The sequence below is a fragment of the Brevundimonas goettingensis genome (genome assembly GCF_017487405.1).
In the GTDB taxonomy this organism is placed as follows: domain Bacteria; phylum Pseudomonadota; class Alphaproteobacteria; order Caulobacterales; family Caulobacteraceae; genus Brevundimonas; species Brevundimonas goettingensis.
Window position 1 is genome coordinate 3,188,935 of the sequence record NZ_CP062222.1, and the last position, 24,237, is coordinate 3,213,171.

The 24,237-nt window shown below is 69.1% G+C and carries 25 protein-coding genes and 1 tRNA gene; 13 read left to right on the forward strand and 13 right to left on the reverse strand.

What is annotated here, in order from left to right; genetic code table 11:
* Nucleotides 1-33 precede the first annotated feature (33 nt).
* From IFJ75_RS15640 to IFJ75_RS15655, 4 genes are all read left to right on the forward strand, one after another.
* On the forward strand, nucleotides 34-756 hold the full coding sequence (locus IFJ75_RS15640; protein WP_225896860.1) for a DUF484 family protein: 723 nt from the start codon (nucleotides 34-36) through the stop codon (nucleotides 754-756).
* Nucleotides 753-1,670, forward strand: a complete 918-nt coding sequence (locus IFJ75_RS15645; protein WP_404822049.1) for a tyrosine recombinase XerC — start codon at nucleotides 753-755, stop codon at nucleotides 1,668-1,670. The genes IFJ75_RS15640 and IFJ75_RS15645 overlap by 4 nt, the downstream gene beginning before the upstream one ends.
* Nucleotides 1,671-1,679: 9 nt before the next feature.
* Nucleotides 1,680-2,612: a 2-hydroxyacid dehydrogenase gene (locus IFJ75_RS15650; protein WP_207869234.1), complete on the forward strand. Its 933-nt coding sequence runs from the start codon at nucleotides 1,680-1,682 to the stop codon at nucleotides 2,610-2,612.
* An 85-nt stretch (nucleotides 2,613-2,697) separates the two neighbouring features.
* Nucleotides 2,698-3,756, forward strand: coding sequence for an aspartyl protease family protein (locus tag IFJ75_RS15655; RefSeq protein ID WP_207869236.1), 1,059 nt, complete (start codon nucleotides 2,698-2,700; stop codon nucleotides 3,754-3,756).
* A gap of 11 nt (nucleotides 3,757-3,767) precedes the next feature.
* On the opposite strand, the gene IFJ75_RS15660 is transcribed toward IFJ75_RS15655, so the two are convergent.
* The 4 genes from IFJ75_RS15660 to IFJ75_RS15675 all read right to left on the reverse strand — a co-directional run bounded on the left by IFJ75_RS15660 (nucleotide 3,768) and on the right by IFJ75_RS15675 (nucleotide 10,577).
* Complete coding sequence (locus tag IFJ75_RS15660) at nucleotides 3,768-4,559, reverse strand: SDR family oxidoreductase (protein ID WP_207869238.1); 792 nt, start codon at nucleotides 4,557-4,559, stop codon at nucleotides 3,768-3,770.
* A gap of 5 nt (nucleotides 4,560-4,564) precedes the next feature.
* On the reverse strand, nucleotides 4,565-5,977 hold the full coding sequence (gene lpdA / locus IFJ75_RS15665) for a dihydrolipoyl dehydrogenase (RefSeq protein WP_207869239.1): 1,413 nt from the start codon (nucleotides 5,975-5,977) through the stop codon (nucleotides 4,565-4,567).
* 150 nt (nucleotides 5,978-6,127) lie between these two features.
* On the reverse strand, nucleotides 6,128-8,083 hold the full coding sequence (locus IFJ75_RS20140) for a PAS domain-containing sensor histidine kinase (protein ID WP_207869240.1): 1,956 nt from the start codon (nucleotides 8,081-8,083) through the stop codon (nucleotides 6,128-6,130).
* A gap of 229 nt (nucleotides 8,084-8,312) precedes the next feature.
* Nucleotides 8,313-10,577 (reverse strand): TonB-dependent receptor plug domain-containing protein, encoded by a 2,265-nt coding sequence (locus IFJ75_RS15675; RefSeq protein ID WP_207869241.1) that lies wholly within the window; start codon nucleotides 10,575-10,577, stop codon nucleotides 8,313-8,315.
* A 243-nt stretch (nucleotides 10,578-10,820) separates the two neighbouring features.
* On the opposite strand from IFJ75_RS15675, the gene IFJ75_RS15680 reads away from it, so the two are divergent.
* The gene (locus tag IFJ75_RS15680) at nucleotides 10,821-11,921 is read left to right on the forward strand and encodes a phytase (protein ID WP_207869242.1); all 1,101 of its coding nucleotides are present in this window, start codon (nucleotides 10,821-10,823) and stop codon (nucleotides 11,919-11,921) included.
* 11 nt (nucleotides 11,922-11,932) lie between these two features.
* On the opposite strand, the gene IFJ75_RS15685 is transcribed toward IFJ75_RS15680, so the two are convergent.
* From IFJ75_RS15685 to IFJ75_RS15695, 3 genes are all read right to left on the reverse strand, one after another.
* The gene (locus IFJ75_RS15685; protein WP_207869243.1) at nucleotides 11,933-12,673 is read right to left on the reverse strand and encodes a TMEM175 family protein; all 741 of its coding nucleotides are present in this window, start codon (nucleotides 12,671-12,673) and stop codon (nucleotides 11,933-11,935) included.
* A gap of 1,141 nt (nucleotides 12,674-13,814) precedes the next feature.
* Nucleotides 13,815-13,889, reverse strand: a tRNA-Gly gene (locus IFJ75_RS15690).
* A gap of 104 nt (nucleotides 13,890-13,993) precedes the next feature.
* Nucleotides 13,994-14,776 carry an SDR family NAD(P)-dependent oxidoreductase gene (locus IFJ75_RS15695; RefSeq protein WP_207869244.1) on the reverse strand — a complete coding sequence of 261 codons (783 nt, stop codon included), beginning with the start codon at nucleotides 14,774-14,776 and terminating at the stop codon, nucleotides 13,994-13,996.
* 54 nt (nucleotides 14,777-14,830) lie between these two features.
* Here IFJ75_RS15695 and IFJ75_RS15700 point away from each other — a divergent pair, with 54 nt between their 5' ends.
* Nucleotides 14,831-15,229 carry a YkvA family protein gene (locus IFJ75_RS15700; protein ID WP_207869246.1) on the forward strand — a complete coding sequence of 133 codons (399 nt, stop codon included), beginning with the start codon at nucleotides 14,831-14,833 and terminating at the stop codon, nucleotides 15,227-15,229.
* Here IFJ75_RS15700 and IFJ75_RS15705 read toward each other — a convergent pair.
* The 3 genes from IFJ75_RS15705 to IFJ75_RS15715 are packed head-to-tail and all read right to left on the reverse strand — an operon-like array spanning nucleotide 15,226 to nucleotide 17,740.
* Nucleotides 15,226-16,002, reverse strand: coding sequence for a 2OG-Fe(II) oxygenase (locus IFJ75_RS15705; protein WP_207869247.1), 777 nt, complete (start codon nucleotides 16,000-16,002; stop codon nucleotides 15,226-15,228). The two genes, IFJ75_RS15700 and IFJ75_RS15705, sit on opposite strands and share 4 nt — an antisense overlap.
* Nucleotides 15,999-16,742, reverse strand: a complete 744-nt coding sequence (locus IFJ75_RS15710) for a 2OG-Fe(II) oxygenase (RefSeq protein ID WP_207869249.1) — start codon at nucleotides 16,740-16,742, stop codon at nucleotides 15,999-16,001. The genes IFJ75_RS15705 and IFJ75_RS15710 overlap by 4 nt, the downstream gene beginning before the upstream one ends.
* Nucleotides 16,739-17,740 (reverse strand): NADPH:quinone oxidoreductase family protein, encoded by a 1,002-nt coding sequence (locus tag IFJ75_RS15715; RefSeq protein ID WP_207869251.1) that lies wholly within the window; start codon nucleotides 17,738-17,740, stop codon nucleotides 16,739-16,741. The genes IFJ75_RS15710 and IFJ75_RS15715 overlap by 4 nt, the downstream gene beginning before the upstream one ends.
* Before the next feature lie 146 nt (nucleotides 17,741-17,886).
* Between IFJ75_RS15715 and IFJ75_RS15720 the strand changes: the two genes are divergently transcribed.
* On the forward strand, nucleotides 17,887-18,786 hold the full coding sequence (locus IFJ75_RS15720; RefSeq protein ID WP_207869253.1) for an isoaspartyl peptidase/L-asparaginase family protein: 900 nt from the start codon (nucleotides 17,887-17,889) through the stop codon (nucleotides 18,784-18,786).
* Nucleotides 18,787-18,796: 10 nt separating this feature from the next.
* Here the strand turns inward: IFJ75_RS15720 and IFJ75_RS15725 are convergent, their stop codons facing one another.
* Nucleotides 18,797-19,627 carry a S1 family peptidase gene (locus IFJ75_RS15725; RefSeq protein WP_207869255.1) on the reverse strand — a complete coding sequence of 277 codons (831 nt, stop codon included), beginning with the start codon at nucleotides 19,625-19,627 and terminating at the stop codon, nucleotides 18,797-18,799.
* A gap of 17 nt (nucleotides 19,628-19,644) precedes the next feature.
* Nucleotides 19,645-20,085, reverse strand: a complete 441-nt coding sequence (locus IFJ75_RS15730) for a DUF350 domain-containing protein (RefSeq protein WP_207869257.1) — start codon at nucleotides 20,083-20,085, stop codon at nucleotides 19,645-19,647.
* 166 nt (nucleotides 20,086-20,251) lie between these two features.
* Between IFJ75_RS15730 and IFJ75_RS15735 the strand changes: the two genes are divergently transcribed.
* Entirely contained in the window at nucleotides 20,252-20,665 is a 414-nt protein-coding gene (locus IFJ75_RS15735; protein WP_207869258.1) for a (deoxy)nucleoside triphosphate pyrophosphohydrolase, read from the forward strand.
* A 36-nt stretch (nucleotides 20,666-20,701) separates the two neighbouring features.
* Nucleotides 20,702-20,896: a Flp family type IVb pilin gene (locus tag IFJ75_RS15740; RefSeq protein ID WP_207869260.1), complete on the forward strand. Its 195-nt coding sequence runs from the start codon at nucleotides 20,702-20,704 to the stop codon at nucleotides 20,894-20,896.
* Between the two features lie 6 nt (nucleotides 20,897-20,902).
* Here the strand turns inward: IFJ75_RS15740 and IFJ75_RS15745 are convergent, their stop codons facing one another.
* Entirely contained in the window at nucleotides 20,903-21,787 is an 885-nt protein-coding gene (locus IFJ75_RS15745; protein WP_207869261.1) for a methyltransferase domain-containing protein, read from the reverse strand.
* A gap of 118 nt (nucleotides 21,788-21,905) precedes the next feature.
* Between IFJ75_RS15745 and IFJ75_RS15750 the strand changes: the two genes are divergently transcribed.
* The 4 genes from IFJ75_RS15750 (at nucleotide 21,906) to IFJ75_RS15765 (ending at nucleotide 24,236) form a co-directional block, all read left to right on the forward strand.
* Nucleotides 21,906-22,637 (forward strand): ComF family protein, encoded by a 732-nt coding sequence (locus IFJ75_RS15750; protein WP_225896861.1) that lies wholly within the window; start codon nucleotides 21,906-21,908, stop codon nucleotides 22,635-22,637.
* 65 nt (nucleotides 22,638-22,702) lie between these two features.
* Complete coding sequence (grxC, locus tag IFJ75_RS15755; RefSeq protein WP_207869265.1) at nucleotides 22,703-22,960, forward strand: glutaredoxin 3; 258 nt, start codon at nucleotides 22,703-22,705, stop codon at nucleotides 22,958-22,960.
* Nucleotides 22,961-22,965: 5 nt separating this feature from the next.
* Nucleotides 22,966-23,805, forward strand: coding sequence for a carbon-nitrogen hydrolase family protein (locus IFJ75_RS15760; protein WP_207869267.1), 840 nt, complete (start codon nucleotides 22,966-22,968; stop codon nucleotides 23,803-23,805).
* The gene (locus IFJ75_RS15765) at nucleotides 23,802-24,236 is read left to right on the forward strand and encodes a DUF1178 family protein (protein ID WP_207869269.1); all 435 of its coding nucleotides are present in this window, start codon (nucleotides 23,802-23,804) and stop codon (nucleotides 24,234-24,236) included. The genes IFJ75_RS15760 and IFJ75_RS15765 overlap by 4 nt, the downstream gene beginning before the upstream one ends.
* Nucleotide 24,237: the final 1 nt, after the last annotated feature.

Genomic DNA, 24,237 nt, shown 5'->3' on the forward strand with positions numbered 1-24,237 from the left:
ATACGGCCCGGCGTTTCCGGGAGGAGACGACCGTTGAGCGGCACCCGAGACCTTTTCGCCGAGCTGGAGACCAGTTCCGAGCCGCATTGGCCGGAGGTGCGCGCCTGGCTTCAGGCCAATCCCCAGATCCTGCTGGACGACCGTTCCCTGCTGGAAGAGATCGGGCTGAAGCCGCACGGCCGTAACGTCGTGGAATTCGGCGCCGCCGCCCTCACCCGGCTGGAAGCCGTGGCCAACCGCGAGGCGGACGCCCGCAAACAGATCGAGACGGTCGCCCGCGCCAATTTCGCCGCCCAGACCCAGACCCATGTGGCGGCGCTGGACCTGCTGGAGGCCCGCAACCATTCCGACCTGGCCCGCCGTCTGGATGCGGCCGCACAGGGCCGCTTCGGTCTGGCGGGCGCCGCCATCGCGCTGGAGAAGCCGGGCGGCGTGCCCTTCGGCTGGCGCGCCCTGGAGGTCGGCGGGGTCGATTCCCTGCTTGGCGACCACGGCCTGACCTGGCTGGGTCCGAATTTCGAAGGGCTGGACCTGTTCGGCGCGGCCGATGAGCAGGTGAGGTCCGTCGCCCTGATCCGCATGGCACCGGTCTTCGGCGGCGATCCGGCCGGCGACCTCGGCGGCGCCCGCCACGCCATCTGCGCCTTCGGCTCGCCCGAGGAAGAGGGCTTCACGCCCCAGATGGGCTGCGAGCTCGTCGCCTTCATCGCCCGGGTCGTCGAGCGCACGGCCGAACGCTGGCCGATACTCAATTGAAAACCTCGGGCGAGGTCCTGCTCGCCTGGCTCGAGCATCTGGCGCATGAGCGGCGGCTGTCGCCCCGCACGCTGGAAGCCTATGGCCATATCGGGCGGCACTATCTCGGCTTTCTCGAACGCCATCGCGGCGACCCCCAGTCCCTGTCCGATCTGGGCACGGTGACCGCCGCCGAGGTCCGCGCTCATCTGGCCGAGCGGCGCAGCGGGGACCATCCGCTGAACGCCCGATCGCTGGGCCAGACCCTGGCCGCCATCCGGGGCTTTCACGACTTCCTCGACCGGCGTTGCGATACGCCCGCGCCTCAGCTGGCGCTCGTGCGGGGGCCGAAGATCAAACCCTCCCTGCCCCGCCCCGTCACCGCCGATCAGGCGCGCGGCCTGATGCAGGAGCCCGAGGCCGATCCCGACGCCGAGCCGTGGGAGGCCGCGCGCGACCGGGCGGTCCTGACCCTGCTCTACGGCTGCGGCCTGCGGATTTCCGAGGCCCTCAGCCTGATCCGCGCCGACGCCCCTTTCCCAGAGACCATTCGCATCGTCGGCAAGGGCTCCAAGACCCGCATCGTCCCCATACTGCCCGCCGTACGCGAGGCGGTGGATGCCTATCTTGCGTTGCAGCCCTTCCCGCCGGAGCCGCGCGACGCCCTGTTCCGGGCCAAACGCGGCGGGCCCTTGAGCCCCCGCCACGTGCAGGCGACGGTGCAGACACTCAGGGGCCGGCTGGGCCTGCCGGCCAGCGCCACGCCCCATGCCCTGCGCCACTCCTTCGCCACCCATCTGCTGGGCGCCGGGGCCGACCTGAGGTCGATCCAGGAACTGCTGGGCCACGCCAGCCTGTCGACGACCCAGAAATACACCGCCGTCGACGCCGCCCGGCTGCTCGGCGCCTATGCCGCGGCCCATCCCCGGGCCTAGAAGGGGCGGATGTCCCTCCCCCACATTCTCGTCCTGCCCGGCTTGCCTGAACTGGCCGCCGAGCAACTGAAGGCCGGAGCGTGGGTCCTCCATCCGCCCCAGGCCGTCGGGTCTCCGCCTGCAGGCGCGCCGATCGTCGGTCTCGTCGCCTCGGGCGGGACGGCGGTTCCGAACAGTCTGATCGACGCCCTGTCCGATCTGAAGATCATCGCCGTCCACGGAGTCGGCTATGACCGGGTCGACGTCGCCCATGCCCGGAGCCGGGGCGTGGTCGTCACCAATACCCCCGATGTGCTCAGCGCCGACGTCGCCGATCTGGCCCTCGCCCTGACCCTTTCCACCCTGCGTCGCCTGCCCGCCGCCGAGCGCTGGCTGAGGGCAGGCGACTGGGCGGCCGGCGGCAAGTTCCCGCTGGCCCGCAGCGCGACCGGCCTGAGGTATGGGGTCCTCGGCCTCGGCCGGATCGGGCGGGAGATCGCCCGACGACTGGAGCCCTTCGCCGGAGAGCTGGCCTATCACAGCCGCAAGCCGGTCGCGGACGTCGCCTGGCGTCATGCCCCCGATCCGGTCGCCCTCGCCGCCTCGGTCGACGTCCTGATCGTCGCGGTCCCGGGCGGCCCGGCGACGAAGGGGCTGGTCGACGCCCGGGTTCTGGAGGCGCTCGGCCCCGACGGGGTCCTGATCAACATCGCCCGGGGCGAGGTGGTCGATGAGGAGGCCCTGATCGCGGCCCTGGCCGAGGGCCGGCTGGGCGGCGCGGGTCTCGACGTCTTCGCCCGTGAACCGAACGTCCCGCAGGCCCTGCTGGACTCGGACCGCTGCGTGCTGGCGCCCCACATCGGCTCGGCGACGGTCGAGGCGCGGACGGCGATGGCGGCGCTGATGATCGCCAATCTGGAAGCCGCCCTCGCCGGAGAGGCCGCGCCGACACCCGTTGCCTGATGCATCCTGACCCTCCGTGGGCGGACCTATGCAGATCGGCGTTTTCGGCTCAGACTGAGGCCATAACACCGCTGGGGAGGCGGTCATGAGGTCTTCAGCCGAACACGGCGACGCCTTCACACCGACGCAGCCGCACAGGCGCGCCCTGACCCTTGGACTCTGCGCGGCCGGTTTCGGCCTGATCGCCGGTCCCACCCTCGCCCAGACGACGTCAGCGCCGCCGCCGGTGGCGCCCGGCCCCGATCCGTTGGCGCCGCCGCCCGATGTCGGCGAAGAGGCGCGGCTGCTGGCCAATCTGTTCACCCGGATGGCGGTCAAGACCGAGCTCAACGGCCGCCCCGGCTTCGCCTTCGTCATGGACACCGGCGCGGGACGGACCGCCATCGCCCGCGATGTGGCCGAGGCCATGGCCCTGCCGCCCGGGCCGCCCATCCTGGTCCACGGCCTGACCTCGGCCGAACTGACCCCGACGGTGAAGATCGCCCGGCTGAGCTTCGGCGGTCGACGGTTCAACGACATCTATGCCGGGGTCTATCCGCGCGAACTGCTCGGCGCCGACGGCCTGATGGGGCTGGACGTGCTGTCGCGGTTCGAGCTGGAGTTCAACCTCGACCGCCGCTCCATGAAGCTGACCCCGTCCGGCCCCGACAGGATCGAGGTGGGCACGGCCTTCTACACCCCCAGCCACATCCGACGCGACAGCTGCGGCCGGACCCGCATCGGGCGGTTCGGCCAGCTGATCCTTGTCAACGCCCGCGTCGAAGGGGTTCAGGTCGACTGTTTCGTCGACAGCGGCGCCCAGTATTCGATCGGCAATATGAGCCTGTTCCAGGCCATCGCCTCGGGCGGCGACCGGCCGACCCAGCGGACCCTGATCCCGATCTATGGCGTCACGGGCCAGACCATCCTGGCCGAGCACGCCAATGTCAGCCAGCTGACCATCGGGACGCGGCGTCTGGGGCCGGCCTCCCTGCTGTTCGCCGATCTCCACGCCTTCGAAACCCTGGAGCTGAACCAGCGCCCCGCCCTGCTGCTGGGCGCCGACGTCCTCTATCGCTTCCGGCGGGTGTCGCTCGACTTCGGTCGCTCACGTATGGAGTTCGGGCCGCTGAGACGCACGCCCGAGACGATGACGCGCCGCTAGGGGGACGGGGGCTAGATCGCCCGCACCGATCCGCCGTCCAGCCGCACCAGCGACCCGGTGACATAGGCGGCCAGAGGGCTGGCGAGGAAGGCGGCGACGGCGCCGAACTCTTCCGTCGTGCCGATGCGGCCCACGGGGATGGAGGTCACGGAGGCGGCGCGCGCTTCTTCCGGCGTCTTGCCCGTGCGTTCGGCGGCGGCCTTGTCGAGCCGCTCGATGCGTGGGGTGTCGATCCGGCCTGGCAGCAGGGTGTTGACGGTGATCCCGTCGGCGGCGACCTCGTTCGACAGGGTCTTGGCCCAGGCGGCGATGGAGGCGCGCAGGGTGTTGGACACGCCGAGCGTCCCGATGGGCTCGATCAGGGAGACGGAGGCGACGTTCAGGATCCGGCCCCAGCCCGCCGCCCGCATGGCCGGCAGGACCCGGTCGGTCAGGCGGAAGACAGACAGGACCATCATCTCGAACTGGGCGCGCCACAGCTCGGGACCGAGACCGACCACGCCCGAGGGCGGCGGTCCGCCGGTGTTGTTGAGCAGGATCTCGATAGGTCCGCCCAGCGCGGCTTCCGCCACATCCACGGCCGCCAGAAGGGCGGCGTGATCCGCCAGATCCGCCGGGGCGATGACCGCCCTACCGGGCCCCATGGCGTTCAGCTCATCCGCCGCCGCCTGAAGCTTCGCCGCATCACGGGACAAGAGGGCGACATGAACGCCCTCCTTCACCAGAGCCGTCGCCACGGCGAGACCCAGACCGCTGGACCCGCCGCAGACCAGGGCGCGTTTTCCGGCGATCCTCAGGTCCATCGGTCTTACGCCTGCATGGTCCAGCCCTCGACGCCCATGGCCGCCTGTTTGACGGCTTCGGAGCGGGTCGGGTGGGCGTGGCAGGTGCGGGCGATGTCTTCCGAGGCGCCGCCGAAGGCCATGGCGATACAGGCTTCCGCGATCATCTCGCCGGCCGAGGGGCCGTAGATGTGGACGCCCAGAACCTTGTCGGTGGTCGCATCGGCCAGGACCTTCACGAAGCCCTCGGTCTCATGGTTGATCTTGGCGCGCGAGTTGGCGGTGAAGGGGAATTTGCCCTTCTTGAACTCGACGCCGGCGGCCTTGAGCTGTTCCTCGGTCTTGCCGACCCAGGCCACTTCGGGACCGGTGTAGATGACGCTGGGGACCAGGTCGTAGTCGACGTGGCCGGCCTTGCCCGCGATGTACTCGATGACCGCGACAGCCTCTTCTTCCGCCTTGTGCGCCAGCATCGGACCGTGGGTCACGTCGCCGATCACCCAGACGCCGGCCGCGCCGGTCTTCAGGTGGTCGTTGTTGAGGAAGCCGCGCTTGTCGGTCTCGATGCCGACAGTCTCCAGACCCAGGCCGGCGGTGTAGGGGCGGCGGCCGATGGCGACCAGAACCACATCGCCCGTCAGGGTCTCGACCTCGCCGCCGGCAGCGGGTTCCAGGGTCAGGACGACGCCGTCCTTGGCGACCTTGGCCGAGGTGACCTTCGTGCCCATCTTGAAGGTCATGCCCTGTTTGGTCAGACCGCGCTGGAAGGCGGTGGCGACCTCGGCGTCCATGCCGGCGCCGACCTTGTCGAGGAACTCGACCACGGTGACCTCGGCGCCCAGACGACGCCAGACCGAGCCGAGCTCAAGGCCGATGACGCCGGCTCCGATGACGATCAGCTTCTTCGGGATGGCCGGCAGCGACAGGGCGCCGGTGGAATCGATGATCTTGCCCTCGACGAAGTCCACGCCCGGCAGGGGGGTGGGCTCCGAACCGGTGGCGATGACGATGTCCTTGGCGGTCAGAATGGTGACCGTGCCGTCGGCGGCGGTGACCTCGACCTTGCCGGCGCCGGCGATCTTGCCCTTGCCCTTGATCCAGACGGCCTTGTTCTTCTTGAACAGGAATTCGATGCCCTTGGTCAGGGCGCCGACGCTGTCGGCCTTCTGCTTCATCATCTGCGGCAGATTGACCTTGGGCGTGCCGACGTCGATGCCGAGCGTGCCGAACTCCTTGTTGGCGATCTCGAACAGCTCGGAGGCGTGCAGCAGGGCCTTGGAGGGCATGCAGCCGACGTTCAGGCAGGTGCCGCCGAGGGTGTCGCCCTTCTCGACGCAGGCGACGGTCAGACCCAGCTGGCCGGCGCGGATCGCGGCGTTATAGCCGCCGGGACCGCCGCCGATGATGACGACGTCGTATTGGGCGGTGGCTTCGGCCATGGGATCCTCGGGGTCTATGTCGGGCGTGGGAGCGCGCCCGCCGTACCTAACGCCCGGTTCCGCCGGGTCAACCGCCGAACCGCCGTTTCTGCGTCAGATATGGTGTCGTTCGGTTACGCTTCCAAGGATCGGAAGGACCGACAACCTCGATCAGGCCGCTTCGGCCGGCAGGGTCACGGCCACCTCGGCGCCCTCGCCGGGCGCGCTGTCGATGGTCAGGGTCCCGCCCGACTGGCGGGCGAAGGCGCGCGCCTGGGCCAGACCCAGACCGGCGGCGCCGGTCTTGGTGGTGAAGAAGGGCTCCTGGGCGCGGGCGATGACGTCGCGGTCCATGCCCGGGCCGGTGTCGCGCACCGACAGACGGGCGCCGGCCTCGGTGGTCTCCAGCCGCACGGCGACGGAGCCGGACCCGCTGACGGCCTCGACCGCATTGGCGACCAGGGCCCGCACCGCGCCCTCGAAGGCCACGGGATCCAGACGCACGATGGCCGGAGCCGACGGCCCCTCGATCATCAGGTCGACGCCGGGGCCGGCCAGGGCGCGCAGACGGCTTTCCATGGCGCGCAGCAGGACGCCGGCGTCGAGGGTCCTGGGCGCATTCTCGTCGTCCATCGACAGGGCCGACAGACGCGCGGTCATGGCCTCGCCGCGCTGACCGGCGGCGAGCGCCGCCTGCCCGAGACGGCGCACCTTCGCGGGGTCCTCGGCCTGTTTCAGCATCATGTCGAGCGCGCTGGTCATGACGCCGAGCAGGGCGTTGAAGTCCTGGGCCATGCCGCCGGTGACACGGCCGATGCCCTCCAGACGGCGGACATTGTCTTCCTCGGCGCGGGCCCGGGCCTCGATCCGGTCGGCCTCGGCCATGGCCGTCTCGGCCTCCGCGCGGGCGGCCTCGGCCTGACGCAGGGCGGCGTCGCGTTCGCGGCGCAGGGCGTCGAGCTCGGCCGAGTCAGACGCAGGCTCCACCGTCGGCATGTCCTCGTCGAGCGCGTCGGGACCGGGCACGGGGCCAGAAGCGGGTCCGTCGAACGCGGCGTCGAAAGCCGGGGCTTCCGCCGGGATGGGTTCGGGTTCGAACGCGGGCTGGACCTCCGGCTCGGGGATGTCCGCAGTGACGAAGGCCGGCTCGACCATCGCTTCCGGTTCGGGAACGATTTCCGGCTCGACCGCCACTTCCGGCTCAGGGACGTGCTCGTCCCCGGCCAGCAGCAGGGCGTCGACCACGCCCTCGGAATTGGTCAGCGGCAGGATGCGCCAGGCCACGATCGCGCCGTCGGCCTGGGTCGCGATGATAACATCAGCGGCGCCCGCCGGGGCCTGAAGGGCCGCGCGCAGGGTCTGACGGCCCTCGACCCTCTGGCCGTCGGCCAGGAAGGTCTCGGCGAAGTCTGCGCCGATCACGCCCTCGGTGCGGCCGAGACGGTCCAGGGCCACCGGGTTGGCCTCGCGCACCACGCCGTGGGTCGAAACGACGACCAGGCCGCTGGTCGCGCTGTCGAACACCCGGCGGGTCAGGTCGGCGTCGGGATGGACGATGGCCGGCTCGGGCGCGGGCGGCGCCTCTGGCGTGGTCAGCCCCTCGGTCTCGACCACGGCGGCGGTGGAGCCGATGATCTGGCCGTATTCGTTCTCGATGGGCATGGCCGTGACCGAGACCAGCATCTTCCGCCGCGACGACGGGTTGGCGAGGATATGCTGGAAGCCCCGCACGGTCTGGCCCCGAAGCGCGCGGGCGCTGGGCAGCATGTCGGGCGGGATGGGCCGTCCGTCCGGGAAGGTGATGCCCCAGGTCGCCGAATGGAAGCGCAGGCCCAGCAGCTCGGCGTCACGACGCCCCATCAGCTGGTGCGCGGCCTTGTTGGCGAAGGTGAACTTGCCCTGGGTGTCGGTCTGGACAATGGCGACGGGAATGGCGTTCAGGGTCTCGAACAGCCGCTTGTCGGTCTCGGCGGCGACCTTCTGGACCTGGTTCAGCTCGCCCGAGGCGCTGGCGTGCCGGATGCGGTTGCGCAGGGCGAACCAGATGGCGATGAGCGCGACAACATGGCCCGCGACGGCGAGCACGGCGAACACCACCGTCCAGTTGACCTCGCCTTCCAGCAGCATGAACCCGAACGTCCCAATCTGGCGCCTTGCGGTCGCGAGGCCATCGCACCGCGCAAGGAGCGCACCACTTCGCCCACAATTGTAAAATGGCGGGCGCCACTCTCCTTCCCGGCGGATCGAACGCCGTCAAGCACAGCGTTGAGCATTAACCATCCTGATGTGAACCGGGCGTGAAAAAGGGGCCGGACGTCGCCGTCCGACCCCTTCTTCGTCAGGTTTTTGGTCGGCCTCAGAAGGCGACGCGGGCGACCAGCTGATAGACCGGGCCGGCCGACTCGGTTTCCAGCTCGTACTCGTCGTAGTCGCGGGCTTCCTGGTCGTCGAGGTTGGCGAACTTGTCGAAGGCCTCGTCCTTGGACGAGTTCAGCAGGTTCGAACCCGTCAGGCGGATCACGACGTTCTCGGCGACGCGCTTCTCGATGAAGGCCTCCAGGTCGGCGCCGTAGGAGGTCTTGACCTCTTCCGAGATGACCCGGCTGTGGGCGTCGCCCTGTTTGCGGTAGGTGGCGCCGAAGGCCGCGCCCCAGGTCGGGATGTCGTGGGTGAAGCCGAAGTTCAGGACATAGTCCGACTGGCCGTTGAAGCGGCGCTCGCCCATGAAGTCGTCGATCTTGGAATCCAGCCAGGAGTAATTCAGGAAGACGCCGGTCGTTTCCATGCCGATGAAGTCCAGCGGCGTCGACAGGTCGAACTCAACGCCCCACACCTGACCGTTGCCGACGTTGTCGACGGTGTAGATGAAGGTTCCGGCGCCGGCGCTGCCTTCGGCGCCGGTGTTGACGTTCTCGATCAGGTCGGTGACGTCGCGGTAGAAGGCGTTGATGCCGACCACGCCACGGTGGCCCAGACGACGCTCGAAGCCCAGGTCCGCGCCCCAGGCCGTTTCCGGCTCCAGGTCCGGATTACCGAGGAAGTCGCTGTCGCCGACCTCTTCTTCCAGGGTCGCGGGCGACAGCTGGTCGAAGTTCGGACGGCGCACAGTGCGCGCCACCGAGACGGTCAGGCGGTCGGTGTCGGACAGGCTGTAGCGCAGGCTGGCCGAGGGCAGCAGGACGCCATAGTCGCTGTCGCTCACCCGATCCGCGGCCGGGGCGGTCTGGTCGGTGATGGTGGTGTCGGTCGTCTCATAGCGCAGACCGGCTTCCCACTTCAGGTTCGACTGCTCGCCCGAGAACATGACGTACGGGTCGACGCGGGTTTCCTCGATCGTGTTGACGCCGCCCGGGATGGGCAGGTTCGGACCAAAGGCCGGCTGGGTCGGACGCGGGGCCGGGGCGTTCGGAATGGTGAAGCGCACGCGGGCCGGGGCGGTGATGCTGGTTTCGCGATCCTTGTCCACGAACTGGACGCCGACCTCGACCTTCATCGTTTCCGTCAGGCGACGCTCGTGCTCGATCGCGCCGGAGACCTCTTCGTCGCTCAGATCCGTATAGGTCCGGTCGGCGGTGTAGCGGTCCTCGTCCGGCAGGGCGTCGCGCAGATACTCGGCCTCATTCTCGAACTCGAACTGGTTGTCGTCGAACGAGGCGTAGCCGAGCTTGAAGCGCGTCTTGCCGCCGAACATGTCGTGCGAATATTTCGCGTTCAGCGACAGGTTGTCGGTGCGGATGTCGACGTCGTTGTCGTTGATCGTCGACAGGTGAGCCGCGTCGCGAATTCCCTGGTTGTACTCGATCGAGTCCTCGTCCTGGTAGCGGTCGGTGCGGACGAACACGCCGGACAGGTCCAGATCGCCGCCGCCGACCTCGACCTCATAGGCGGCATTGAACGAATAGTCGGTGCCGTCGCGGACGTCGGTCTGGTCCTCGATATTGACCAGGCTGCCGCCGGGCTCGTCATAGCGGGCGCTGAACTTGTCCTTGGGATTGCGACGATCCTGGACGTTGGCGCCGATCAACAGACGGCCGGGGCCGACACGGCCGCCCCAGACGGCGCCGTAGGTTCCGCCCCACTGGCCGTACTCGCTGTCGTTCCAGTGCAGGGTGCCGAGACGGACATAGCCGCCGTCCAGAGCCAGGGCGTCACGCAGCACGATGTTGATGGCGCCGGCGACCGCGTCGCCCGAGCGGTTGGCCGAGGACGAGCGGACGACCTCGACCCGCTCGATCAGTTCGGCGGGGATGCGGTCGACGAAGAAGGAGCGGTCGACGCCGGCGCCGGGCACCCGCTCGCCGTTGATCAGGACCTGGGTGTAACCCGGATCCAGGCCGCGCAGGCGGGCGCCGTCGGATTCGAGGACGTCCGACAGAAAAGTCACCGAAGGCACGCGCTTCAGGGCGTCACCGACGGTCAGGGGTTCGAAGCGCTGGAAGTATTCCAGATCGTAGGACAGGGTCGGAACGACATCGTCGGTGCGGTTCCGCATCTGCGGCTGGCCGGTGACGATGACCTCTTCCACGGCCGTTGCGGGCCCGGTCTCGACGGTCTGGGCTGCGGAAGCCCCGGCGAAAGCCAACGGCGCGATGGCGGCGCCGAGCAGAAGGTTCAGTCTCATGATGTGATCCCCAACAGGCCGGGCGTTGCGCCTCTGGCCGGATTGGGGGCGCATAACGGCGCGCGTTGACGCGTCGGCGACTGTTCGACGACAGGGAAAATGCGGTTTGGCCTCTGCGATGTGACGATCGGTTCCCACACGGATCAGCTGTCGCAAAACCGCAATCGCTGCGTCATCAGGCCGCCGTTGACCCCGGCGTCGACCTCATGGTCTGGCGGCCCATCCCGACCTCCCGGAGCCCCCATGCGCCGCACCCTGACCACCCTTCTGACCGCCGCCTCGCTGATAGCCCTGGCCGCCTGCGCCACCCATGAGGTCGACTTCCAGGGCGAGGGCGCGGGGCTCATCGGCGAAGGGACGACGGTGCACGCCGTGCTCGAAACCCCCTCGGTGGGCGCCCCGGGCCAGGATGCCGCCGACGATCCGGCGGTCTTCGCCTCCGCCAAGCCGGTTCTGGTAGAAGGTCATACGGTTCAAGGCTTTGTGGCGGGCACGGACAAGAAGTCGGGCCTCTACATCTACGGCCTTGAAGGCGAGATTCTGCAGTTCCTGCCCGAGGGGCTGCTCAACAACGTCGACCTGATCGACGGCCTGATGGTCGACGGCCGGCGCCAGATCGTCCTGGGAGCCAGCGACCGGACCCCGGGCAAGGTCGGCGTGACCCTCTATCTGTTCGATCCGGCCGGAACCGGCGCCAATGCGGTGCGCCTGTGGGGTCGCATCCCGACCGACGTCGTCGAACCCTATGGCTTCTGCTTCGCCAGACGCGGCGAAACGATCGACGCCATCCTCGTGGGCCATGAGGGGGAGGTGCGACAATTTGACCTGACCGCCTCCGCCGACGGTCAGCCGGTGGCGCGGGAGCTGCGCCGGTTCGGGATCGGCTCCATCTCGGAAGGCTGCGCGGCCGATCCGGAGACCGACGCCCTGTATCTGAACGAGGAGAACGTCGGCCTGTGGCGCTATGGGCTGAACCCCGCTTCGGGCGCCACGCGCACCCTGATCCAGCCGATCGCGCCGGGCCTGCTGGTCGCCGACGCCGAGGGGCTGACGACCCTGGCCGACGGGGAGAAGCGCTATCTGATCGCCTCCAGTCAGGGCGATTCGACCTTTCCCATCTGGCGCATCGACGGCGCGACGCCGGCCTATGTGGGGCGGATCGTGGTGCGGGATGGGGCTGTCGACGGCGTCACCGGCACAGACGGGGTCGCGGCCCTCGGCGGCCGGGTCGGCGATCGCTTCCCCGAGGGGGTCGTGGTGGTTCAGGACGACGTCAACGAGGGCGGGACCCAGAACTTCAAATACATCGACTGGCGCGACATCCGGACGGCGCTGGGTCTCTGACGAGGGGTTCGTTACTCGACCTCGTCGGGCCCGGCCTGTTTGCTCTTGCCGACCGGGCCGTGGCCGATGCCGCGGCGCTGGAACAGGTTCATGAGCAACAGGCCCAGCGGGATCAGCCAGTAGGCGAAGCCGGGGGCCCAGGGCGTGATGCGAAGCGGCAGGACCCAGGCCAGGAGGGCCGAGAACAGCCCCGCGAGGGTGATCAGGCCCCAGACGGCGCGCGATTCCCGCGCCTCGTCCCGGTCCGCCTCGGCCAGCCCCGCCACCGCGCCCCGCTTCAGGGCGTGACCGTAGAGCAGGAAGTAGAGCCAGCACAGCAGGGCGAAGCCGATGCCGTAGACGGTATAGACATCGCGCAGCTGGGCCAGGGTCTGGATCAGCCCCCGCCCCGGCAGGACGCCGCCGGTGAACCAGGCCGCCCCCGCCTCGGTCAGAAGCCGCAAGGGGAAGACGTAGATCAGGATCATGAAGACGATGGCCAGGCTCAGCGTCGCCGACCAGCTGTCGCGGATCGGGGCCAGCCGGCCGAAATTCCGGTGCGCCAGCCAGAACATGACCACGAGACCGAACCCCGCCGCGAAGGCCGGGATCCGCCCCAGGGCCCGCATCAGGTCGCCGAAATCGTTCAGCGGTTCGGCCCCGGCTATGATCAACAGGGTCACGGCGAAGGCGAAGGAGGCGTCGACGAAGGCGTCCAGCCGCGCGGTCTCCACCGGCCTGACCGATGATCGCCCCTTGTCCCCGTCCGCCATCTCGTCCTCCCTCGACGCGGCCGAACGATGGGCCATCGGCGGACATTGAACAACCGCCGTTTCCTGACGCTGCCTGTGACACAGCCTGCCCCGACGCTGCGACCGCGTCTCATGTTCGGGACATGGTGCGGCGACAAGCCACTAGCCATTTCCACCCAAGCTGGTCTAACGTCGTTCGTCCATCGCGTGACGTCCGCGTTCGACAGACGGCCCGCCCCGAACCTCGCTGGTTGAACCTCACGGTTTCAATTTTGCCGGTTGAACCTCCGCTGGCTCCGGGACGGGCCGTCAATCGCCCTGCCCCGACATAAGCAGCTCCAAGATCAGACGGCTTTGAGAAAAGCGTCCAGACTCGCTGAGCTCAGTCCTTCTCGTCCCTTGTCAGAGCATTGCACGGACACCTGCGCTACCGCAGGTATTTGTCTCCGCCTGAGCATAAGCAGGACTTGTGAGTGTTGCAGACAATTCACTTGAGGCCGCGGTCGATTGGTGGCGTTTCACCCTTGGGCGACCTCTGTTTCCCATTTGCCGTTCGGGGGAACGGCCGATCCTTCCAGATCGGGAGGGTCCGGCGTTCCAGCACCGGGCCCTCCGTACCCATCCCTATGAAATCTCAACCTCCGGCATCATTGACGGCGAGCGCTTTCGGGCGCTCACTTCCGGAGAACGGCGTTGTCAGCGTCGACCCGAGGGGGCGGCTTATGATGTATGTGATGTATCTGGTCGTCGGCGTGGCCGTCGTCGGCCTGTTCTATCTGGTCATCCGCGATGCGCTCGACCGCCGCCGTGTCGCCGTCAAACGCCGCAAGGATCGCTGAAGCCTGAAAACAGAAAAGCCCGATCCTTGCGGATCGGGCCTTCGGTTCGACTGGAGCGGGCGAGGCGATTCGAACGCCCGACCCCAACCTTGGCAAACTCACGCCGCCCGGGGCGAAGACAGGAAAACAAGGGCTGGGCCTGAAAACAGAAAAGCCCGATCCTTGCGGATCGGGCCTTCGGTTCGACTGGAGCGGGCGAGGCGATTCGAACGCCCGACCCCAACCTTGGCAAACTCACGCCGCCCGGGGCGAAGACAGGAAAACAAGGGCTGGGCCTGAAAACAGAAAAGCCCGATCCTTGCGGATCGGGCCTTCGGTTCGACTGGAGCGGGCGAGGCGATTCGAACGCCCGACCCCAACCTTGGCAAGGTTGTGCTCTACCACTGAGCTACGCCCGCACTCCGTAACGGCCCCTTCGGAAAGGCGATCCGTCTCGTCGAGAGGCGGCCGTATAGCGGACCCTCGCGGGATACCGCAAGGGTCTTTTTCGACTCTTTTCAGATTATCTCGGCGCCAGACGGATCGCGCCGTCCAGACGGATGCATTCGCCGTTGATGTAGACGTTGCGGGCCAGCTCCAGCACCAGGGACGCATAGTCGGCCGGGCGGCCCAGACGCGACGGGAAGGGGATGGCGGCGGCGAGGGCGTCCTGGATCTTCTGGTCCATGCCGGCCATCATCGGGGTCCACATGATGCCGGGCAGGATGGTGTTCACCCGCACGCCTTCCTGGGCCAGGTCGCGGGCGATCGGCAGGGTCATGGCGTAGACGCCGCCCTTGGACGCCGAATAGGCCGCCTGACCGATCTGGCCGTCCTGGGCCGCCACCGAGGCCGTGTTGACGATCAGGCCGCGTTCGCCGTCCTCCATCGGGTCCAGGCTCACCATGCCCAGGGCCGACTGCGACAGGACGCGGAAGGTGCCGAACAGGTTGATGCGCACGGTGCGCTCGAACGAGGCCATGTCGTGGGCGCGGATCTCGCCGGTGTCCTTCTTGCGCGACACGGTCTTCTGACCCGTGGCGATGCCGGCGCAGTTGACGGTCAGCCGCTCCTGGCCGTGGGCGGCGCGAGCCTTGGCGAAGGCGGCGGCGACCTCTTCGTCGGAGGTGACGTCGACCTTGCAGAAGACCCCGCCGATCTCTTTCGCGATGGCCTCGCCCTTCTCCTCGTTCATGTCGAACAGGGCGACCTTTGCGCCCGTGGCGGCGATGGCGCGGGCCGTGCCTTCGCCGAGGCCGGAAGCGCCGCCGGTGACGACCGCGGCGATGGAGCTGTCGAGTTTCATGCGAAGAGTCCCTATCTTGTCTGAACCGATGAATGTGCGAGGGGTTTAGCGGCGATGCCGACCGGATCACAACCTGTTACGCCAGAGGATGTTCTGGATCCCGCCAAGGCGCTGGTCCCGTCGGTCCAGAAGGTCAACGAGATGCGGGTCCAGCGCGGCTTCTGGCCCAAGATCGTCTCGACCGCCGCCCGCATCCCCTTCGCCGATCAGGCCCTGAGCGTCTGGTATGCGGCCCGCGATCCGCAAACGCCCGCGGCGGCCAAGGGGATGATGCTGGGAGCGCTGGCCTATTTCGTCCTGCCGATCGACGCCATTCCCGACATCTTCGCCGGCATCGGCTTCACCGACGACGCCGCTGTCTTCGCCGCCCTGATCGCCACCCTGGGCGCCAATATCAAACGCCGCCACCGCGACGAGGCCGCCCAGACCGTCGAGCGGCTGAAGGATCGCTAGTACGCCTGACGCGCCTCCTCGCGCGTCTGGGGCCCGACCTTCTGGTGCGAGCGCACCCAGCCGACGATCGACAACCGGTCCTTCGCGGCGAAGGAGGCCACCTGGGTCACCGCATGGCGGGTCGGGACCACGAACAGGTTCAGGGCGTTGAAGGCCGGCACCCAGCCGTGCTCGATGTGACCGTCGGCGCCGTAGAAGACCAGATTGCCGCCCCAGTCCGCCCGCCATTCGCGCGTCATGTTGAGCACATAGCCGTAGAGCCGGTTCTTGCCCGCCGAGACGTCGTTATGGGCCGTCAGCACATGGCCGGGGCGATAGCGGCTGGCCTGTCCATCGACCAGATCGACCCGGTCGTCGCCGGTGAGGGCCCGCAGAAAGCTGATGAAGGCCTCCGAGTTCATGAAGTCGAGCGCGGCGTCGGCGGCGTCCCGATGACCCTCCTCGTGGCCTTCGCGCTGGTCCAGCCGGCGGGTGTCGAAGATGTACTGGGTCAGGGGGCTGGCCCCATCGACCTTCGCGTCGTCCAGCCAGGACTGTTTGCCCGGATCCTCGGCGAGCCGGCCGTTCAGCGGCATCTCGAAGAAGGCGCCGCCGGCCGCCACCGTGGTCTTCCAGCGGGTCTCCGCCTCCAGAACCCCCGCCACGGCGTCGGCGGCCTCAGCGGCGAAGATGTTCGGGATATGCAGCCGCCCGCCGCGCGCGAAGGCCCCGGCCAGGGCGGCCAGGTCCAGGTCAGGGTTCAGGCGGATCGGGGAGGATGGGGTGTCGGTCATTCCGCCTTCCGGCGCGGTTCGGGCGGTGGCGCTGAGCGCCACCAGCCGGTGATCGAATAGCGCGGCGCCCCGGCGAACGGGGCGACCATCGAAACACAGTGGCTCTGAGGCACCCTGAACACGTTCAGCGTCCCGAAGCTGGGGGTGAAGGTCTCGGTGACCGCCCCCTCCTCGTTGAGGAACATCAGGAGGCCGCCCCACTCGGCCCGCCATTCGGGCGAGACGTTCAGCACATAGGCGTAGAGCCGCCCCGCGTCCTCATGCTCATCCGTATGGCGGTTGAGGAAATGGCCGGGCAGGTAGCGGGTCGGCTGGGCGTCGGCATAGGCGATACGGTCGTCGCCGGTCAGTCGTCGCGCGAACGCCAGAAAGGGCTCGGAGTTGAACAGGTCGTGCAGGTCGTAGAGAGCTTGGGGGATCGGCAGACCCATGGCCCTGGCCCGTCCGAGCCGGAGCCGGTCGAAGATGAACTGGAAGCCGTCGACGGCCTCTTCATGGGCCATGGCGATCAGCCGCGCCTGTTCCGCCGGTGGCTCGGCCTCGAACAGGGCCACCGGCACGTCTTCGTTGTAGGGGTTCTCGATGGCGCGCATCCAGACCATGTCCGGATCAAGAACAGCGGCATGGATCGCCGCCGCCCCCTCGCCGATCAGACCCGACAGGCGGGTGCGGCCGGTCCGCGCCAGCCGCTCCGCCGCCTCCTCGACCTCCAGACCGTCAGCGAGCCTCAGGTCGCTCACGACTCGACCGTCACCACGATCTTGCCCATGGCCGTGCGATCGCCCAGGGCCTTGATGGCCTCATGGGCGCGCTCCAGCGGGAAGGTCTGGAAGATGCGCGGCTTGATCTTGCCCTCGGCGTAGAACTTGAGCAGGTCAGCCATATTGGCGGCGTGACCGGCCGGGTCGCGGGCGACGGCGGCGCCCCAGAAGACCCCGATCACCGACACGGACTTGAGCAGCGTCAGGTTCAGCGGCAGGGACGGGATACCCGCCGGGAAGCCGACGACCAGATAGCGCCCGTTCCAGTCCATGGCGCGCAGGGCCGGCTCGCAATAGTCGCCGCCGACGCCGTCATAGACCACGTCCGGACCGTCGCGGCCCGAAGCCAGCTTCAGTTCGCCCGACAGCTCCTTCTGGGCCGCCTTGTCCATCTTGCCCGAGGGATAGATCAGGCCGTTGTCCGCGCCGAGCTCCAGCGCGAACTGGACCTTGTCATTGGTCGAGGCGGCGGCGATGACATGGGCGCCCATGGCCTTGCCCAGTTCCACGGCGGCGGCGCCCACACCACCCGCGGCGCCCAGCACCAGCAGCGATTCCCCCGCCTTCAGCTGGGCCCGGTCCTTCAGGGCGTAGTAGGAGGTGCCGTAGGTCATGACGAGGGCGGCGGCCTCCTCGAACGACATCCCCTCGGGCATCTTGATGACGCTGGCGGCCGGCACGGCCAGCCGCTCGACCAGACCGCCCCAGCCGGGCACGGCGATGACCCGGTCGCCCTTGAAGATCCCCTTGACCCCCTCGCCCACGGCCTCGACCACGCCGGAGACCTCGCCACCCGGGGCGAAGGGGCGTTCGGGGCGGAACTGGTATTTGTCCTCGATGATCAGGGTGTCAGGGAAGTTGATGCCCACCGCCTTGACCTCGATGATCACCTGACCCGGCTTGGGGGTCGGATCAAGGATGTCCTCGACCACAAGGGCCTCGGGACCGCCGACGGTCTTGGACAGGACTGCGCGCATCTGGAAGTTTCCCTTACGACGGCTTTTTCGCCGTTTGATTGGCGGTTTTGGCGCCGCCCCCGTGGCATGCGCGTCCCGGGAACGCTAATCAGCCCCCCACGATAAGAAAAGGCCCGATCGAACGCGGCCGGAAAGCGGAGACCCCCATGCCCCTCGGCAAGACTCGCCCTGCCCTCATCCTTCACGGCGGCGCCGGCGCCCGGCGCGAGCGCGACTACAGCCGCGAAGTCGTCCATATGCGCGAGGTGGTCGAGGCCATGAAGGCGCGGCTCGACGCCGGCGCCCCGGCGATCGACGTCGCGGTCGAGGCGGTGGTGCTGCTCGAGGACTCGGGTCTCTATGTCGCCGGCAAGGGCGCCTCGCCCAATCTCGCCGGGGCCTATGAGCTGGACGCCAGTCTGATGGACGGTTCGACCCGCAAGGCCGGCGCCGTCGCCGCCCTGCAGGGCTTCCGCAGCCCGGTCCGCGCCGCCCGGGCGGTGATGGACCATACGCCGCACGTCATGCTGGTCGGCGAGGGCGCGGCCCTCTTCGCCCATGATCAGGGACTGGAGGCCATCGCCGACGAGCCCAGCTGGTTCACCCACGCCGGCAAGGGCGAGGACAACCATCCGCCCGGCACGGCGCCTGACGCTCTCAGCCACGGCACCGTCGGCTGCTGCGTGCTGGACAGCGAAGGCCGTCTCGCCGCCGCGACCTCGACCGCGGGCGTGTTCGGCAAGATGCCCGGACGGGTCGGCGACACCCCCATCCCCGCCGCCGGAACCTGGGCCGACGGCCGCGTCGCCGTCTCGGGCACCGGCCAGGGCGAATATTTCATCCGCGTCGCCGCCGCCGCCCAGGTCGGCTGGCGCGTCGGGGCGGGTCAGACGATCACAGACGCCGCGCGCGCGGTCATCGACGACATCGGCGGACTGGGCGGCGACGGCGGCCTGATCGCGCTCGACGCCGACGGCAACATCGCCCACCCCTTCAACAGCCAAGGCATGAAGCGCGCCTGGCTGACGACGGACGGCGACATCGGGGTCGAGGTCTTCGGGGTCTGACCGGCCCCGATCAACCCGCCAGACAGACCACCTGGGCCACGCGCAGGTCGCGCCTCAGGGTGTCGGAGACCCGGCCATAGTTATCGACCGTGATCGGCTCGCTCAGCGGCGCCTGTTCGGCGCCCGACTGACCCCGGATGGTCGGGGCGAAGGTCTCCGGCGAGGTGGTGTAGATTCGGCCCCGACGCGGCGCCTCGGCGATGGTCACGCCCAGGACCCTGCCCTGGCGGTCGAGGGCGGGCGCCCCGGACAGGCCCGCCAGCGTTCCTTCCAGTCCTTCGGTGCGGCCGACCTCGGCCCAGGCCAGAACCGGCTCGTCATGGGCGCCGCGGCCGTGACCCTTCAGGGTCTCGCGGCCCAGCAGGCGGCTGGACACTTCCCCGACCCGGCCTTGCGGGAAGCCCGGATGAAAGGCGCGCTGGCCGTGTTTGAGCTGCGGCCGCGTCAGGACCGGCAGGCCGGGCGGTCCGCCGTCGGTGATCAGCAGGGCGACGTCGGCGCCGCGCGCCAGCCGCAGGTCCGCCGCCACAGCCCGGCCTCCGCCCACGACGAGGGCAGGCTTGCGGCAGCCGTCGACCACATGGCGGGCGGTGATCCAGCGGCCGTCGGCGGCGATGGAGAAGGCGGTCCCGGCCGAGGGCTGGAACGGGCCATCGGGCGCCTCCACCGTCACCGCGGGATCGAAGGGGGTGATGGGCCCCAGCAGCGCGCCCTCGGCCTCGTCCGGCGGGGTCGGGGCGGGCGGGGCGTCGGCGTTCTCGCGCCGGCTCAGCGACAGGCCGATGATGGCCGCCAGGACCACCGCATAGACGCTCCAGTCCGGGATACGGAAGCCGGCCATCGGTCAGCCCGCCCCTCTCAACCCGTCAGGGCGGCGGCGAGAACCAGCGCGGTCGCCAGCTTGGCCGCGACCAGCAGAACGGCGGCCGAGATCTCGCCCTCCTGGATCCGCTGCGGCAGTCCGGTCAGAACGGCGTCGACGACACGGAAGGCCAGCAGCTGCAGCACCAGGGTGGCGATGCCCCACAGGATGATATCCCTGAGCGAGGTCGACACCGACAGGGACACCGCCAACGGAATGGCCAGACCCAGCAGCACCCCGCCAAAAGCCACACTGGCCGCCGAATTGCCCTCGCGGATCAGGGAAATCTCCTTCCACGGCGTCAGCAGGCCGTAGATCACGGCCCCCGCGACGAGCAGGACGAAGGTCGCGACCAGGTGCAGCACCATAACCGGGAATCCGCTGGCGAAGGCCTGGATCTCGGGGCTGGAAAGGATATCGGAGAAGGTCGAGCCCATGCCCTTGAAGAATCTGGTCGAATGCGCGGATGCGAACGGCCCGGCCGGGGCCCCGGTGTATGAGCCCTTGCCCGAATCTCGCCCCAATCCGCAAGCGCCGCCGCGCCACACTGTGTGACGAAAGATTGCAGTCGCGAGGGCGCACAGGGAAATGTAGAGCCACGGGATGACCGAATCCGTCCTGCCCACCGTCCTTGTGGTCGCCGTCGCCCTGATCGACGTCGACGGCCGGGTGCTGATCGCCAAACGGCCCGAGGGCAAGCAGCTGGCCGGCCTGTGGGAGTTCCCGGGCGGCAAGGTCGAGCCGGGCGAACGGCCGGAGGCCGCCCTGATCCGCGAACTGCGCGAGGAGCTGGGCATCGAGGTGACCGAGAGCTGCCTCGCCCCCTTCGTTTTCGCCAGCCACGCTTACGAAAGCTTTCACCTTCTGATGCCACTTTACCTGTGCCGACGCTGGTCGGGCGTGGTCGTGGCTCACGAACACGCCGCCCTGGCCTGGGTGAAGCCGGACAAGCTGCCGGACTATCCCATGCCGCCCGCCGACGCTCCGCTGGTCGCCTGGCTGCGCGACCTGCTCTGAAGCGACGCCAGAAGGCGTCAGAGGCAGGAGGACCCGATGCGCAAGCTGAGCGCCCGCTTTCTGCCCGGTTTCTGGCGTGACGATTCCGGCGCCACCGCCATCGAATACGGCCTGATCATCTCGCTGATCTTCGTGGTCATCGTCAGCGCCGTGACCGCCTTCGGCAACAAGGCCAGCGCCATCTTCAACACCGCCTTCATCGCCATCTCCGGCGGAATGACGGGGGGCTGAGCCTTTTCAGTCCTTGTGTTCGGTCACCCCGAGCACATCCGCCAGCCGGGCCTTGGCCGAGCCGCGCGGCAGGGGCTTCTGCTGGCTCTCGTGCGGGGCCCAGCCGGCCAGATTGACGATCTCGAAGGTCGCGGGAATCCGCCCGTCGGCCTCGCCGTACTTCTCGGAATAAAGGGCGGCGGCGCGCATCAATATGCCGCGCGTCAGGGGGCGGATGGTCCCGGCCAGCTGATTGGTCTCGCCCATGGCGCGCAGATCGCGGATCAGGGCGAAGAGGTGGGGATAGCGAACCGTGACCCGGTCGACGTCCGACACCGGCAGGGTGAATCCCGCCCGCTGCAGCAGGGCCGCGCCGTCATAGCCGTCGGCGAAGGGCGAAACCCGGGCCTGGGCCCCGCCGCGCTCGGCCAACTCAGCCTCGGTCAGGACGGCGCGCAGCTCCTTCAGGGTGGCGGCGCCCAGAAGCGTGCCGAGGAACAGGCCGTCGGGCTTCAAGGCGCGGCGGATCTGGCTGAGCGCGCCCGGCAGGTCATTGGCCCAGTGCAGGGTCATCAGGGAGACGATCAGGTCGGCGGACTGGTCCTCAAGCCCCAGCGCCTCCGCGCCCGGGGCGGCGGCCCCGGCGTTGATGACGCGGACCGGGCCGACCCGCTTCGCCGCCGGACTGTCGGCCAGCAAATCTCCGAACGCCTCGGGTCGCGCGGAGAGGTCGACGGCGACGGGAAAGTCGCGCAGGATCGCCTCAAGGCTGTCAACAGCGCCGTCCGCAGCCCTGACGTGCAGGAAGTCGGCCTCGCGGAAACGCGGCGCCGATCGCCTCAGCCGGGCGGCCCGGCGGATGGCGTCGAAGATTTGAGGAGGGCCGGAGGGGCCAGAACTGGGGGAAGTCATGGACGCAGAGGATGGGGATTCAAGGGACGGATTGGAAGCGGCGACGGCCGCGCGACGCCCCCTACTCCGCTTTCCCCGCCCTGTCCCGCCTTGGCCTGTCCTGCCCCGGCTCTCGGATGTGGGGCGGGGCCTCGCCGACCTGATCCTGCCGCCGGTCGCGCATGACAGCCGCGAAGCCACGGCGGCTGCGGGCCTGAGCCCGGACGCCTGGAGCCGGGTGATCTTTCTGGAGGCGCCCGTTTGCGACGGCTGTGGCGCGGCCTTCGAGTTCGACGGCGGCGAATTCGCCTCGGAGCGCTGCGCCGCCTGCCTGGCCCAGCCCTACGCCTTCGCCCGGGCCCGGGCCGCCTGCGTCTATGACGAGGCCTCGCGCGGCCTGATCCTGAAGTACAAGCACGGCGACCAGCAGCAGTTCTCGGCCCTGTTCGCCCGCTGGATCAGCCGCGCGGCCTGCGACCTGATCGCAGAGGCCGACGCCGTCGTGCCGGTGCCCCTGCACCGGATGCGGCTGCTGTCACGGCGCTTCAACCAGGCCGCCGAGATCGCCCGGCCGCTGGCCCGCACTGCCGGCCTCGACTATCTGGCCGACGCCCTGGTCCGGACGGAGCGCACGGCGACCCAAGGCGGCAAGAGCGCGCGCGGGCGGCGGCTGAACGTGAAGTCGGCCTTCGCCGTCACCGAGGCGGGCGCCCGCCGCATCAAGGGTCGGCGCATCTTGCTGATCGATGATGTCCTGACCACCGGGGCGACCGGCGAGGCGTGTGCGAAGACGCTTCTGGCGGCGGGGGCGCGTGCGGTCGATCTGGCCGTCATCGCCCGGGTGCGCACGGCGAGAATTCTTCCTACATAGGAGCATCCTTTCGACCGGGCGTGGATTCGCGCTAGGTCACCCTCAAATCCTGTCGGAGTTCGCCCATGGCCGAGATCGTCGTCTACACCAAGCCCGGTTGCCCCTACTGCTCGTCGGCCATGGCCCTGCTCAACAAGAAGGGCGCGGCGTTCACCGAGATCGTCGCCTCCAACGATCCCGAGAAGAAGGCCGAGATGATGGAGAAGTCGGGCGGCCGCGCGACCTTCCCGCAGATCTTCATCAACGGCCAGCACATCGGCGGCTGCGACGACATCCAGGCGCTGGAGCGCAAGGGCGGTCTCGACCCGCTGCTGGACGCCTGATCCTGATGAGCGCCGGCCTCGACATCGCCCTGATCCAGACGCGGACCCCGGCGACGCCCGAGGCCGGGCTGGCCCATGTCGAACCCCTGATCCGCGAAGCCGCGGCGGGGGGCGCGAAATTCATCCTGACGCCCGAGGTCTCGAACTTCGTCGAGCAGAGGCGCGACAAGAAGGGTCAATGGGTCACGGACGAGGATCAGGACGGCGTCATCCTCGGCCTGCGCCGACTGGCCGCCGAGCTCGGCGTCTGGATTCTGATCGGCTCGGCGGTGGTCCGGTCGGGCGCGGCCGGCGACGACCGCGCCGCCAACCGCTCCCTGCTGATCGACGCCGGCGGCGGCCTCGTCGGTCGCTATGACAAGCTGCACGTCTTCGACGTCGATCTGGCCAATGGCGAGACGTACCGGGAAAGCGCGACCATCCGCCCCGGCGACGGGGCGACGGTCGCCGACACCCCTTGGGGCCGGCTGGGGATGAGCGTCTGCTACGACGTGCGCTTCCCGCATCTGTATCGCCGGCTGGCCAAGGCCGGGGCGGCGATGATTTCCGTCCCCGCCGCCTTCACCGTCCCGACCGGCGAGGCTCACTGGGAGACCCTGCTGCGCGCCCGGGCCATCGAGACCGGCGCCTTCGTTTTGGCCCCGGCCCAGGGCGGTCTGCATGAGGACGGCCGCAAGACCTGGGGCCGGTCCATCGTCGTCGGGCCGTGGGGCGAGGTGATCGCGAAACTGGATCACGACGAACCCGCCGTCCTGCGCGCGACGCTCGACCTCTCCGCCGTCGAAAAGGCCCGCGCCTCGGTCCCGGCCCTGAAGCACGACCGCGAATTCGCGGGGCCGCTATGATCCGGTACGCCCTCGTCTGCGACCAGGACCACCCGTTCGAGGCCTGGTTCGGCTCGTCCTCCGACTATGACGACCAGGCGGAGCGCGGCCTGGTCGAATGCCCCTTCTGCGGCTCGCACGGGGTGGCCAAACAGATCATGGCGCCGGCCGTCTCGGGCACGAAACGGTCTCCTGCCGCGCCCGACATGGCCGCCAGGATGCAGTCGATGATGCTCGAGGCCGCTCGCGAGGTGCGCGCCCATGTCGAGCAGAATTTCGACTATGTCGGCGACAGTTTCGCCCGCGAGGCCCGCGACATCCACGAAGGCCGCTCCGAGAAGCGCGAGATCTATGGCGAGGCCACGCCCGCCGAGGTGAAGAAGCTGAAGGACGACGGCGTGCCCTGTTCGCCCCTGCCCGCCGCCCCGCCGGACCCCGCCAAGGTCAACTGAG